We start from the raw sequence: 13,072 nt of genomic DNA, 5'->3' as shown, positions 1-13,072 counted from the left end.
AGAAGATCATCCTTTCGGTTTTTTGTAAGTTACTGATTAGTGAATCGGTTCACCCCTTAATAGCGCCGATCATCACCCCTTTGACCAGATAACGCTGAATGAAGGGATAGAACACCAGAATCGGCAGGGTAGCCACCATCATGGAGGCGAACTTTATGGAGTTGCCGGGCAGCCTTGCCCCGAACTGGGCCATCGCCTGCTGCTGCATGAAGGACATGGAGTTTTCGGCAATGATTTTGTACAAAATGGTCTGCAAAGGCAGAATCTCCTGCGAGCGGATATAGATAACACCCTGATAATAATCGTTCCAGTGATAGACTGCTGAGAACAGTGAGATGGTAGCGATTACAGCCATGCTGTTAGGCAGTACAATCCGGAACAGCACGCCGTAATCTGATGCCCCGTCTACCTTGGCCGATTCCTCGAGACTGTCTGGAATGGTGCGGAAAAAGCTCATGAAGATGACCATATTGAAAAAGCTGTACATGCCGGGAATGACGAATACCCAGAAGTTGTCGTACAGGCCCAGCTTCGTCATCAGGATAAACGTTGGAATGAGTCCGCCTGAAAAGAGCATGGTAATCAGGGCGATTTTCATATATAGCTTGCGGCCGATCAGCGTCGTCTTGCTCATGCCGTAAGCTATTATGGCGGTAAAAAAGACATGTGCAGCCGACCCGATTACAGTGCGCAGGGTCGTAATTACGAACCCGTTCATCATTGTCTTGTCGTTAAATACGACGCTGTAGCTGGCCAGCGAGAACTGCTCCGGGAACCAGTTGACGGTGCCCAGCAACGCCTGCTCCGGCGCGTTAAGCGAGTTAATAAGCACGAACCACATGGGGTACAGCGTCAGAAAGCATACCCCTAGCATCAGGAGGGCGTTGCAGACTTCAAATACTCCGATGCCCCTTAGTCCTGAGCGTCTTTTCACCGGTTGGCCCCCTTTCTAGAAAATGCCGTCGCCAGTTAATTTTTTGGATGTCTGATTCGCCATAAACAGCAGCCCCAGCGCCACGATGGAACGGGCAAATAAAACGGCTGTTGAGAAAGAATGGCGCCCCGACACAAGTCCCATGTTATAGATATAGAGATCGAGACTCTCGGCCATCTTCATGTTCATATTGTTTTTTAACATAAAGATCTGCTCAAAGTTACTGCCGAGAATACCGCTGACGGCGAGGATGAACAGAATAGCAATGGTCGGACGGATGCTCTGCACGGTAATGTGCCACATGCGCTGCCAGCGGCCCGCTCCGTCAAGCTCTGCGGCCTCGTACAGACCAGGGTCGATGCCGGATATAGCCGCGATGTAGATGATGGCGCTCCAGCCTGTTTCCTTCAGCGTATCGGTAAAAAAGGTAATCCACCAGAAATATTTCGGGTCGCTGTTAAAGAGAATTTCGCGGTTCTGCAGTCCGAGTGTCATCATCAGCTGGTTGACCACACCACCTTCGCCCAGCCAGTTGAGCGCGATGCCGCCGAAGATCGTCCAGGCGATAAAGTGCGGCAGGTACGAAATGGTCTGCACAGTGCGCTTGAAGCGCAGGCTGCGGATTTCGCCCAGCAGCAGAGCAAACAAAATCGGAATCGGAAACCCCAGCACAAGCTTGATGCTGCTCATCCCCAGCGTATTGCGGATCGAACGCCAGAACCGGTCGTCCGTCACAAAATCCTGAAAGTGCTTCAGTCCGACAAACGGCGACTCCAGCATAGGCTTCGCGATACTATAGTCCATAAAGCCGATAATGAGCCACAGCATCGGAAAATAACAAAAGATCAACATCCAGATGATTCCCGGAATGACCATGCTTTGCATCTGCCACTGTCTAAAAAACGCTTTCATTTGTTTCGTTTGAAATTGAAACATGTCTCGTGTCCCCCCCCTTCCTTTTCATCGTAAGAAAAAAGACCCGGGAAAAAAAGGGCATGATTTTTGACCCTATCCCATTTTTTTGGATTCATTCGGGCCGGGCACTGAAATGCATTATGCTGTGGTTAAATGGAAAGGAGAGTGTCATGGATGAGTAAGCTGATATGGGAGCAGGATTTTGTGAACGGCGGAGGTGATTTGAGTCTCTGGAACATCCGTATAGGCAACGATCTGCTTGATAATAACGATAATCCCGTCTATGCCGGTTGGGGGAACGGCGAGCAGCAGTTCTATACGGGTCACCCGAACAATCTCTATTTCGATGAGTACGGCTTAAACCTGCGCGCGTGTCTTGAAAAAGTTGAGAAGGATGGACGGAGCTTTGCGTATACATCGGCCCGTTTGGATACAAGGAATCACTTCTCTTTCTGCTACGGTAAGCTTGTCATACGCGCCAAGCTGCCGGTAGGGCAGGGTCTATGGCCTGCCATCTGGCTGCTGCCGCAGGATCTGGCATACGGGCCTTGGCCAGCCTCCGGAGAGCTCGACATTCTGGAGGCCAAGGGCCGCCTACCCCGGCAGATCGCCGGCACGCTGCACTACGGAAAGGACCTTGACAGCAAAGTGGTTGAGGAATTCACCCACGAGCTTGAAGACGGAACCATCAATGAGTTCCGCGATTATACGCTGGAATGGGATGCGGGTTCTATTCGCTGGCTGGTAGACGGGTATTGCTTCGCGCAGCGCCAGCTGGAGCCGGGCATCATGCCGTTCGACCAGCCCTTCTATCTGCTGCTTAACCTGGCCGTGGGCGGATGGTACGACAACGTGGAGGTGGACGAGGCAGTGCTGCCCGGGTTGATGACGGTGGCGGGGGTTTGGCTTTATGCGTAGGATGAAATTGACTATTTAGATTGAACTTGAGAATATACATTTAGGGAAAAGAAATCGAAACCTAACAGCGGTTGGAAGTCCAAACATTCTCTGTAGTCACGGCCAATCCCAAAATAGAAGAATTATAAGTTCAATCTATATAGCAATGAATCAATTATGCTCAGGTGTCTTTTTGATAAACCAACCCAGCACCAAAATAAGTATTGCAAGAATAAATTCAATCCAAAAAACCGTTTGTAGACCGGAAACCATGCTTTGTGTCTTCTCATGCATTGCAGTGGGATCGAGCGAATGGTGAAGATAACGAGTGGCTCCAGACGACATGATGCCGACGAACAATGCAATGCCAATTCCACCTGCAATCTGTTGAAGCGTATTGTATATGGCTGTGCCATGAGGGACCAGGTGACGTGGAAGTTGATTCAATCCTGCCGTCTGAGCCGGCATGACGACGAATGACATGCCTACGAATAAGAGGACATGATTGAACAGCACGGAACCTTGTGTTGTATCACTGTCGATGCCGGCAAACAGCCACAACGATATGGCGATCAGGAGCAGACCGGGCACAATTACGCGTCTCGGTCCGAATTTATCGAATAATTTCCCCGACACCGGCATCAGGATCCCGTTCAAAATGCTACCTGGCATAAGAAGTAAGCCTGTCGCGAATGCTGTCAACTTCATCACATCCTGCATATAGAACGGCAGCAATGTTGTTGTGGAGAATAGAACCATCATCAGAATAACAATCAATACCGCAACGAGAGAAAAAGTATGATGCCGGAATACTGAAAGATCGATCAACGGCTCTTTGATCTTGAGCTGTCGCCATACTAGCAAGAGCAAGAAAAGGCTGCCTATTGCAATCAATCCGTAACCTTTAGGCCCAAGAGAGACACTTGTTTGGCTGAAGCCGTAGGTGACGCAGCCGAAACCGGCGGTTGACATCACAATGGACACAAGATCGACCCTTGGCTTGGTCAGTTCTGTCACATTCTTTAAGTAGATGAATGCATAAATCATCGAAAACAGTGCGACAGGAATCACCATGTAGAACAGCCAGCGCCAGTGTAAGGTATCGATAATCAAACCAGACAAAGTCGGCCCGATGACAGGGGCAAGCATGATGACCAGCCCCATGAGACCCATGGCGGCACCCCGGCGTTCTGGAGGATAGAGGGCGAGAATCGTATTCATCATCAACGGGATCAATAATCCTGTACCGCAAGCCTGAATAACCCTGCCCGTCAGCAAGATTCCGAATCCCGGGGATACTGCACACAAGCAGGTACCGGCCAAAAATAATGCCATCGCAGACATAAACATCTGGCGAGTTGTGAACCATTGCTGCAGTAATGCGGTCACCGGCACGAGTACACCGATAACGAGCATATAACCTGTCGATAACCACTGTATGGTCGCGGCAGCAACATTGAATTCCCGCATCAATCCAGGAAGCGCATTAGCAAGCAAATTTTCGTTAAGAAAGGCAACAAATGCACCGATGAGTAGTGCGGTTAACATCGGCCCTCTCTTCATTCCACTTGCCTCTTGAATCCGGTTGTTCATTTTCTACCTCCCGAATAGTTATTTCGTAGTGCCTTGATACCAAACCGCCAGCCTGCCGTGCAGATTACCCCACACCATCACTTTCTAACAAGGAGTAAAAATTATCGCGGTCTTCGTTATCGAATTTGCCAAGCGTCCGCACCCTGATAAATTCATGTCCGCCATACATGTCTATTTCCTCGCCATACCTGTTATAGAGCGCGATCATATTGCCATCCCGATTCAACTCCATGTACCCGTAACAATCTGCTTCAGGTGCTTCGCCGTAAAAGAGCGTAAATTTGATTTTGATCACTTTGTGCATGCAGAGCCTCCTTTTCCCCATCAACCTGAAGTAAATTTTACGTGAAACCGGATGAATTGGAAAAAGCGATATCGCTCTCCATACTCGGAAATTCATTCATATTTCGAAAGTATAAGGGGGGATTCCCCGCTACGCCGCTAATTCACACATTATCTCTTGACGGGATGAGATTAGGGGAGTATTATAACGTGCCAGTTAACTCTGCAAGATAAATCAATAAAAAGACCGACTTTTCGAAGTGCCTACGGCACCGAATCGTCAGCCTGTCATGCAAATCATGAGAATAAAATTCCATAAGAATATCAAACGAAGGAGCATGCCGCGGCAGCTCCTTTTGCATTTTTCGCCGATAGACTCGTTAAGGTGATCCGTATCATAAGCAGGGCGTACCACAGACTATCGGCGAAGGCCATGCCGGTATTATCAGTCCTAATGGTCTCATTGTCTCAGAGCCGATACCAAGAGAACTGGAAGGAATCGCTTATGCCGAAATTGATTTGAATAATATTATTACAAGTAAATACTATATAGATCCGACAGGCCACTATTCCAAGCCGAGCGTATGCAGGGTTATTTTTAACCAAAGTCCGCAAGATGCCGTTACAGCAACGGGAAGCCAGAAGGGATTCTATATTTCCGGCGAGGAATTACAAGAGCAACTGGAACAGATATAAAGTACGTTTTTTACAGTAAATAAAAAATGTGGGGATAGTATCATTCCTATTATGGAATATAGCTTTACGCTGTTATATAGCCACTTGTTTGAACAACGGCACTTACTTTTACTTTAGCTGCGGATGCTAATGAGCTCCATGGGTTCTCTAAGTTTCGTTTATTCGCATTGGCCTTCACATGGGCAGATCCGGTTACGAGAACACGTCCGCCGACCATATAGTTACCTATATTATACAACATTAACGCGATGCTGCTTTAAACTAATTGCATATAAACAAGGCTGTCGAGACTTTCTCGACAGCCTGGGCACCCAAATGGGTGCCTTTTCTGGTATAACATTGATATCTGCAGGGGCTTCATAGTTGCAAAATTATTTATTTTCCGTACTTAAAACCCTATAGTAGTCTCTCAGTTGAGTAAGATCTTGAGAGAGTGAAGCACGATAGAGTTTATTAGAAGCAGTTGTGACATCAAAGGTATGTGAAATTACTGCGAATGCATCAGCAGATATCCACTGATATGTTATGGATTTAATAGGTTCAGTTATATAGCCTTTTTTGGTGATAAGATTTTCGACTTTTGCGTATGAGCCATCAAGAGTAAATTGTTTAGTACCAGCATCGAGTCGTTCAGATATGAGTTTATCGGCTGAAGGTGAATCAATAACAAACTCATTGTCTATATTAGGACCACCAGTGCATTTGCTGCGAATTAGTTCACCTGTACCTCCATCCACTTCAACTGAAAAACTATAGAAGGGTGTAATGTCTACCTGAGCCCACCACGTAGAACTAGATTGACCAGCTTGAGGTGAATAGGACATTTGAAGCGTTTGATTATCAAGTGTTACGTCAGAAAATTTAAATATCTCCTGGGCAGCTATTTCAGCAGCTTCTTGTAAAGATAAATCTTTAGGACTAGGTGCTTTACTTTGAGTGTAAGGGGCATAGATAGCCTTATAATTAGCCTTTACATAGCCAGCAGGAATTTGTCTATCCACTAAGTAGGAAAGTTTAGAGACATTGTAAGCAGTAGGAACCTTGTCTACAGTTTTTAGTTCACCAGCTACTGCGACTTGTGTGAGCAGCAGGAAAGAGACACCTATAAAGGTAATGATTTTAATACTTTTAAAACCGTTTTTTACGACATTTCTTGGATCTGATGATTTTCGAGACATTTTATTGTCCTCCTTGTTATTGTTTTTTAATACAAAATAAAAATAACAAGAAAATACATTGGTACTATTATAAAGTTGTTTCAGAGTTGTAAAAAAAAGAAATATCATTAATGTTGAAGTTTTAATGTGAGATAATAAGTGAAATATTTATACATTTCCAAATAGAATAGTACATCTATGTACAGATTTCAAGTGTAAAGGATATTAGTTGCTTAATATGATGGGGTGAAAGCATGGCAGATATTCTGGTAGTAGAAGATGAAGAGGCAATTAATGAATTAATAAGGAGAAACTTAAGTTTGGTAGGGCATACCTGCTATTTCGCTATGGATGGTGAGACAGCCGTAGAAATGATAAAGAATAAAAGTTTTGATTTAGTTGTACTGGACATTATGTTGCCTAAAATGGATGGGTTTGAGGTATTGGAACAAGTAAAGGGTATTCCTGCTATTCTTTTAACGGCTAAAAGAAGCGTAGAGGATCGGGTAAAGGGGCTTGTCATGGGAGCAGATGATTATCTGACAAAACCCTTTGAAATGTTAGAGCTTTTTGCAAGAGTAGAAGCTATATTAAGACGAACCAAGAAGGATGAAGATACATTTTGTATAGATAATGTTAGGGTTGAACTTCATAGTAGAAGGCTTTTTTTGAAGGATAAAGTAGTTGAATATACACCTAAGGAATTTGAGCTATTAGAGGTACTCATAAAAAATAGAAATATTGCTTTATCAAGAGAGAAGCTTTTAGAGCTGGTATGGGGATTTGAATACATGGGAGAGACAAGAACGGTAGATGTCCATATTCAGAAGCTGAGAAAAAAGTTGGGGTTGGAGAAAAGAATTGTAACAGTGTATAAACTAGGTTATCGGTTAGAGGTGTAGTATGAAAAATAAAACCTACATCTGGACTTTGGTATTATTTCTATTGTTTATTAATGTTGGGATTATGGTATTTAGTATTGTTAATACAAGACATAACCTTTCAGGCATTAAGAGGAGCTATCTAAGAGAGCATAATTTTATAGTAAATAGTATGACTAAAGACATAGTGGCTATGAAAAATAGAGGTTATGAAACAGATGCTGCTATTGCTCGTTCTTATGATATGTATAATAAGCAATATGAAGTTCAAAAAATTTATTTACAGATTTATAAAGATAAAGAGAGAAGATATTCAAGTTTACCTATAGAAGCGACATTAAGTGATAAAGAAATAAATATAGAAAAAGATATAACGGAGATAACTGTTGTAACACTAGATGGAAGGAAATACATACAAATATGCGGGTACTTACCAGAGCCGTATAGCCAATATGCATTAGTCTATTATGCAGACATAACAGATATAGTAAACGAGTGGGAAAAGATGAATAACTCCTTATTTACTGCAAGTATAATATTTTCAGGAGTTTTAAGTATATGCTTGTTTATTTTATTAGAATATCTTTTTAAACCACTAGAAAGAATTTCATGTATCTCAAATAAGATTGCCAATGGTGAGTACAAAGAAAAGTTAGAGATTAGGGGTGGCGAAGAAATCGCAGAGGTTGTACAAAGTTTTAATACGATGGCGGATAAAATTCAATATCAGATGGAAGAGCTTGAGAACCATGCGAGAGAAAAGCAGAGATTGATAGATGATTTGGCACATGAATTAAGAACTCCATTAACTGCAATCTATGGATATGCTGAATATATGCAGAAGACGCATTTAAGTGAGGAAGCTAAGTATGCTGCAACCAATTATATTTTATCAGAGAGTAAAAGGTTAAAAAATATTTCGGAAAGTTTATTGGAATTGGTAATAATACGAGAAGAAAAAGAAATAGAAATGGTATCAATTGATATAGAAAAGTTGTTTAAAAAAATTCATCAAACCGAAAATATTAAGCTCAAAGAAAAAGGAATAGAATTAGTATATTACAATGAGTTGAAAGAAATAAAAGGAAATGAAGATTTAATAGAAAGTATGGTTGTGAACTTAGTAGACAATGCAATAAAGGCATGTAGCACAAAAGGTAAAATTACGATGAGAGCTTATTTTGAAGAAGAGAAAAAAGTTATTAAAGTAGAAGATAACGGAAAGGGAATGACAGAGGAGCAGCTTCTTCAGGTGACAGAAGCATTTTATAGAGTAGATAAGGCAAGAAGCAGAAAAGAAGGGGGAAATGGATTGGGACTCGCATTATGTGCGCAGATTGCTAAGAAGCATCATGCAGAGTTATCTTTTTCTTCAAAGCCTAATGAAAAAACAATAGTGAAGGTAATTTTTCAAGAATGTTAACTTAAAAGATGCTAAGAACCTTACTTTAGGAAGAGGCTTTAAATCATAGCTGGATAGACATAAGGCCATTCAGCGAAGGATGGCCTTAAAAACTCACCTCCAGCAATTGACATCCCCTTTAGGTGTGACTACAGAAACGAGTTCCGTCAATCTTCTTCCGTAACCATAGATTTCACATTGGGTTTAGCATGTAAGTCAAAACATATTATTTTTACGACGATACACAAAAGAGACAATACTACAAAAAGTAAACCGCTCCAAACGACTTCTCCTACTCCTAATCGTGATATAAACCAACCTCCTATTGCCGTACCCATCGTGACGCCTAAGTTTGAAAAAGACACATATAAACTGTTGGCAAATTCCGGTGCTTCTGAAGCTTCCGATGTCAGCCAAATTTGACTTACAATAAGTCCACTCGTATGAACAGCTCCCCACACAATGATAATCCCACTTATGAGAATAAGGGGTGTTTCCACATAATAAAGAAGTAAATAACATATTCCTAAAGCGACAGGATAAAGCAGCACTGTTTTCGACATACGATGGCTTAATAGCTTTCCAGCATACCAATTTCCTGCCACACCGCTAATTCCGAAAATCATAAGCATCACGCTAATAAGTTTCCCGCTCATATCAGACCTCTGTCCTAAATATTCCGCAAAATAACTATATACAGAAAACATAGCAGCAAATATGAAGCAAGCAGCACAGCTATTTAACCATAAAGCGGGTTTTCGTAATATCGCAAGCTGTGTTCCAAAAGAGATTTTCTCCTTTGCCGACATGGCTGGAACCATTACTCCTATTCCAACACACGCAATGATATTCACTAGGGCAGAAAATAAAAATGAGGTACCAAGTGAAAATTGATTGGCAATATAGGAAGAAAGCGGGATCCCGAGCACCATGCCCATGCTTACCCCAAGAAATACCTTTGCACTCGCCTTCGCGGCTTCCTCCTTTACTGATAATTCAGTGGCTAGTACAAAGGCAATGGAGAAATAAACCGGATGAAAGAAAGCTGGAATCATTCGGAGAGCCATAAGCATATAAAAATTCGGAGCAAAAACTGACATCAAATTGGAAGCGGCAAAAATAATCAGAATGCCAGTCAATGCAGTTTTACGATTTAATCTTGACAGCAATAGCGTCATCCATGGGCCAAAAAGGGCAATAATAAGTGCAAACGAACTAACAAGCATTCCAGCTAGTCCTGCAGTAACGTTATATTTCTCCATGACCATTGGCAAAATTCCGACTACACCAAGTTCGGTATTTATAATTCCAAATATACCCAACGCAATAAAAAATAGTGGACTGATTCTTTTCACGATTTCTTTTCTCCTTGTAACACAATGTTTTTCCTTATTTCTATATATCTATTATTATGGATATATTATCTAAAAATGAGCAGGTAACCCTATATTCTGGTTACCTACATTTCATTCTTGATATAGTCGGCAAATTTACGAATGGTTTCTTCATTTCTCCGATAATAGGTCCACTGTCCAAATCGCCTTGATTCTAGAAGTTCAGCTTTCTTCATGACCATTAAATAGCTGGAAATCACGGATTGTGCCAATCCCGTTTTTTCCTGAATGCTACCTACACAAATCCCTCCTTTAAAGTCAGCATCCGTTGGCAAATACAATTGCGGTCCAAAATTTTCATCCGGATTTTTTAACCATTCCAAAATTTTCACACGGGTATCATTGGACAAAGCTTTAAAGATCATCATGGTTTCCATAGCCCCATTATATCTAATTATATAGATATGTCAATTTTCATATACAATAACTCCGGTAGCATAAAAATTTTGTTTCTAGAATAAGCGACAAGCAACGGAAAATCGACCATAAAACATCGTCTTCCTGGTTCGTATTACAGCCCCTGAGGATAGAACCCCTACTGAAGCCTAATTAGCTTGTGAACATGACCCTATAAGATCAGCTCCGCAAGACGATGGATTCCCTGCTCAATCGATGCTTCATCTACTTTTGCAAACCCCAACACCCATCCCTTCCTTTTGCTTTCCAAACAATAAGGTCCAAGAGGGTATACACGTATTCCCTGTTGAAGGGCTAACTTTGTCACGGTTTCTTCGTCGTATGATTCTTCAGCTTCAAGTAACATATGCAATCCCGTTTCTACTCCACTTAGTGTGAAGCGTTCCCCTAAACCGCTAGCCATAATAGCCTTTGTCATAGCTTCGTGTCTTCGTCGGTACACATTTCTGACTCTTCTCATATGGCGCATAAAATGTCCATTCTTGATGAAGTGGGTTAGTGTGAGCTGATCCATAATCGGAAGATGACGGTAAGTCAGCTCCTGTACCCTGGCTAGTTGAGCAATTGCCTCGGCAGATCCAACGATAGCCGAAATACGAATGCCTGGAGCAATCATTTTAGAAAAACTCATGAGGTACAAGGTATTATTAGATGCCTGACTAAAGAGTGTGGGAAGCGGGTCCCCACGATATCGAAATTCACTGTCATAATCGTCCTCAATGATCCAAAATTGTTCTTGCGCGGCCTTATGCAGCAGTTGTTGCCTGCGCGGCTCCGACATAACGACCCCGACTGCGCACTGGTGCGAAGGAGTCGCAAAGATCAGTTTGGATTGTGGATGAATACGGTCAACCACAAGACCATGCGCATCAACGGGGACGGGCACCACATTCATACGCCGATAGTTCATCGCCATCCAGGAAGCTGGAAAACCGGGATCTTCTACAGAGACAGTGTCCCCATCAGATAAAAGCGATTGTGCGATTAAGTCAATGCTATGCTGAGCTCCTGAGGTCAACAGAATCTGATTTGTTTGGATATGGATACCTCGTTCAAGTGATAAATAACGCTGGATTTGCTCACGTAATGGTGTGAGACCGTAGGGGTTGCCGTAAGCCCAGCTTGATAAGTCCATTGCAGCGGATGCGTGGAGAAACGATTGCCGCCAGTTCTTTTGAAAATGTCCATCCAAATAAGGTTCGTGGGGACTAAAATCAATATCCGCTTCTCCATGTTCTTTGCCTCTGAACCAGTCCTGTAATTGATCGACCGCCGAGTTCAACAAGGGAAGTGAGGGAGGCAGAGGGCCATTTGCTATGATTTCCTTCGTTGACTCAGTGATTTGATTCCATTTACTAACCCGCGTTCCTCCTCGCCGGGATGTAACCGTATAGCCTCGGCTTAGCAATTCCTCATAGACGATCTGTATAGTAGAGCGAGAGACGCCTATCTGGTGAGCGAGTTCGCGGGAAGGAATCAGCAATTCTCCTGGAGCCCAGATTCCACTTGTAATATTATGAATGGCTTGATCAAGCAATTGCTGCCAGATCGGTCTCTTATCATTACGAATTACTTTCATCATCGTGTATACCTCCAAATAGTAGCTCCAATCATAAAATATTAAGTAGTTATGGATTGCTCATAACCTTAATCTTTGGATCTTAAAAGGCACTCCATTCACTGATATACTACCGTAATAACGCTGGTATTTGCAATCTGAGTCGTTGCCGCACTCTAGAAGAGTATCGGAGTTCAAACTATTGGAGTGGGATGAATATCTCATGAGTGAAAGGAGAGATTTCGAAATGGATCCAGTTCGTTACAAGACCAGGGAATGCAAGGATCAGGAGAAAATTGAAAGCTTCCTGCAGCAAGCGAGAATTGGATATCTTGGGTTGGTTGATGGGAACCTCCCTTATGTTGTACCGCTAAATTATGTATGGTCTGAGGGGAAGCTCTATATTCACGGGGCTGGCGATGGAAGACGTAATCAGGTCATGAGCAAAAATCCAGAGGTGTGTTTTACGGTGTGTGAGGAATACGGGACCATTACGGACCCGGTACCTGCTAAAACGGATACGGCTTATATGAGCGTAATGATATTTGGACAAGCAGAGCCGATCAAAGATTTGGACGAAGCCACTCATGTACTTCAGGGATTGATCAATAAATACGTACCCGGCTATTATAACCGCCCCTTGTCCAAGCAGCATGTGGACAAGTATAGGTCGGCTGTATTCGGCGGACCGGTTCAAGTTTACCGGGTAATTCCGCACCATATGACAGCAAAAGAAAGTCCTATTGAAGCAGAAAAAATGTATAGAACGGACACGAATGTCGGACGAGAGATTTAATGACAAGATATGCTTTCATATTTCTTCAAAATTTAGCGCGAATGCCCTATGACTATGTGATATAGTTTTAGGGTATTTTTTCGGTATAAATTTTAATTATTTTGATTGAATTCAACAGGTTAAGCTGAACATTTTTGCAGTGAAATCCGA

Annotated in this window: 12 protein-coding genes; 4 read left to right on the top strand and 8 right to left on the bottom strand. The window is 42.7% G+C overall.

Annotated features, from left to right (window positions below; genetic code table 11):
- Positions 1–49: 49 nt before the first annotated feature.
- Together ACAN56_RS10125 and ACAN56_RS10120 are read right to left on the bottom strand one after the other, a co-directional pair.
- A complete protein-coding gene (locus tag ACAN56_RS10125) occupies positions 50–934 on the bottom strand; it encodes a carbohydrate ABC transporter permease (protein ID WP_379142468.1) in 885 nt (294 codons plus the stop codon).
- A gap of 15 nt (positions 935–949) precedes the next feature.
- A complete protein-coding gene (locus ACAN56_RS10120; RefSeq protein WP_038598111.1) occupies positions 950–1,870 on the bottom strand; it encodes an ABC transporter permease in 921 nt (306 codons plus the stop codon).
- A 153-nt stretch (positions 1,871–2,023) separates the two neighbouring features.
- Here ACAN56_RS10120 and ACAN56_RS10115 point away from each other — a divergent pair, with 153 nt between their 5' ends.
- Complete coding sequence (locus ACAN56_RS10115) at positions 2,024–2,767, top strand: glycoside hydrolase family 16 protein (protein ID WP_052092399.1); 744 nt, start codon at positions 2,024–2,026, stop codon at positions 2,765–2,767.
- Positions 2,768–2,917: 150 nt separating this feature from the next.
- On the opposite strand, the gene ACAN56_RS10110 is transcribed toward ACAN56_RS10115, so the two are convergent.
- The 3 genes from ACAN56_RS10110 to ACAN56_RS10100 all read right to left on the bottom strand — a co-directional run bounded on the left by ACAN56_RS10110 (position 2,918) and on the right by ACAN56_RS10100 (position 6,495).
- Entirely contained in the window at positions 2,918–4,339 is a 1,422-nt protein-coding gene (locus ACAN56_RS10110; RefSeq protein ID WP_379142465.1) for an MDR family MFS transporter, read from the bottom strand.
- A gap of 64 nt (positions 4,340–4,403) precedes the next feature.
- Positions 4,404–4,643, bottom strand: coding sequence for a hypothetical protein (locus ACAN56_RS10105; RefSeq protein WP_038598107.1), 240 nt, complete (start codon positions 4,641–4,643; stop codon positions 4,404–4,406).
- Between the two features lie 1,045 nt (positions 4,644–5,688).
- Positions 5,689–6,495, bottom strand: a complete 807-nt coding sequence (locus tag ACAN56_RS10100) for a hypothetical protein (protein WP_379142462.1) — start codon at positions 6,493–6,495, stop codon at positions 5,689–5,691.
- 233 nt (positions 6,496–6,728) lie between these two features.
- On the opposite strand from ACAN56_RS10100, the gene ACAN56_RS10095 reads away from it, so the two are divergent.
- Both ACAN56_RS10095 and ACAN56_RS10090 read left to right on the top strand, forming a co-directional pair.
- The gene (locus ACAN56_RS10095) at positions 6,729–7,376 is read left to right on the top strand and encodes a response regulator transcription factor (RefSeq protein WP_379142459.1); all 648 of its coding nucleotides are present in this window, start codon (positions 6,729–6,731) and stop codon (positions 7,374–7,376) included.
- 1 nt (position 7,377) lies between these two features.
- Complete coding sequence (locus ACAN56_RS10090) at positions 7,378–8,778, top strand: sensor histidine kinase (protein WP_379142457.1); 1,401 nt, start codon at positions 7,378–7,380, stop codon at positions 8,776–8,778.
- Between the two features lie 146 nt (positions 8,779–8,924).
- Here ACAN56_RS10090 and ACAN56_RS10085 read toward each other — a convergent pair whose 3' ends face one another.
- The 3 genes from ACAN56_RS10085 to pdxR all read right to left on the bottom strand — a co-directional run bounded on the left by ACAN56_RS10085 (position 8,925) and on the right by pdxR (position 12,150).
- Positions 8,925–10,112: an MFS transporter gene (locus tag ACAN56_RS10085; RefSeq protein ID WP_379142454.1), complete on the bottom strand. Its 1,188-nt coding sequence runs from the start codon at positions 10,110–10,112 to the stop codon at positions 8,925–8,927.
- A gap of 104 nt (positions 10,113–10,216) precedes the next feature.
- On the bottom strand, positions 10,217–10,528 hold the full coding sequence (locus ACAN56_RS10080; protein WP_340895902.1) for an ArsR/SmtB family transcription factor: 312 nt from the start codon (positions 10,526–10,528) through the stop codon (positions 10,217–10,219).
- 191 nt (positions 10,529–10,719) lie between these two features.
- Positions 10,720–12,150 (bottom strand): MocR-like pyridoxine biosynthesis transcription factor PdxR, encoded by a 1,431-nt coding sequence (gene pdxR, locus ACAN56_RS10075; RefSeq protein ID WP_038598103.1) that lies wholly within the window; start codon positions 12,148–12,150, stop codon positions 10,720–10,722.
- A gap of 223 nt (positions 12,151–12,373) precedes the next feature.
- Between pdxR and ACAN56_RS10070 the strand changes: the two genes are divergently transcribed.
- Positions 12,374–12,922, top strand: a complete 549-nt coding sequence (locus ACAN56_RS10070) for a pyridoxamine 5'-phosphate oxidase family protein (protein ID WP_379142451.1) — start codon at positions 12,374–12,376, stop codon at positions 12,920–12,922.
- Positions 12,923–13,072: the final 150 nt, after the last annotated feature.

Origin of the sequence: Paenibacillus paludis, from assembly GCF_042610515.1 — a bacterium.
In the GTDB taxonomy this organism is placed as follows: domain Bacteria; phylum Bacillota; class Bacilli; order Paenibacillales; family Paenibacillaceae; genus Paenibacillus_AQ.
Note: the sequence above shows the minus strand (reverse complement) of the source record. Positions and strands in the feature narration are given on the sequence as shown.

Excerpts from the sequence above, each read along its gene's own strand:
- ACAN56_RS10120 (WP_038598111.1), bottom strand. The coding sequence starts at position 1,870 with ATGTTTCAATTTCAAACGAAACAAATGAAAGCGTTTTTTAGACAGTGG.
- ACAN56_RS10115 (WP_052092399.1), top strand. The coding sequence starts at position 2,024 with ATGAGTAAGCTGATATGGGAGCAGGATTTTGTGAACGGCGGAGGTGAT.
- ACAN56_RS10110 (WP_379142465.1), bottom strand. The coding sequence starts at position 4,339 with ATGAACAACCGGATTCAAGAGGCAAGTGGAATGAAGAGAGGGCCGATG.
- ACAN56_RS10105 (WP_038598107.1), bottom strand. The coding sequence starts at position 4,643 with ATGCACAAAGTGATCAAAATCAAATTTACGCTCTTTTACGGCGAAGCA.
- ACAN56_RS10100 (WP_379142462.1), bottom strand. The coding sequence starts at position 6,495 with ATGTCTCGAAAATCATCAGATCCAAGAAATGTCGTAAAAAACGGTTTT.
- ACAN56_RS10095 (WP_379142459.1), top strand. The coding sequence starts at position 6,729 with ATGGCAGATATTCTGGTAGTAGAAGATGAAGAGGCAATTAATGAATTA.
- ACAN56_RS10090 (WP_379142457.1), top strand. The coding sequence starts at position 7,378 with ATGAAAAATAAAACCTACATCTGGACTTTGGTATTATTTCTATTGTTT.
- ACAN56_RS10080 (WP_340895902.1), bottom strand. The coding sequence starts at position 10,528 with ATGGAAACCATGATGATCTTTAAAGCTTTGTCCAATGATACCCGTGTG.
- pdxR (WP_038598103.1), bottom strand. The coding sequence starts at position 12,150 with ATGATGAAAGTAATTCGTAATGATAAGAGACCGATCTGGCAGCAATTG.
- ACAN56_RS10070 (WP_379142451.1), top strand. The coding sequence starts at position 12,374 with ATGGATCCAGTTCGTTACAAGACCAGGGAATGCAAGGATCAGGAGAAA.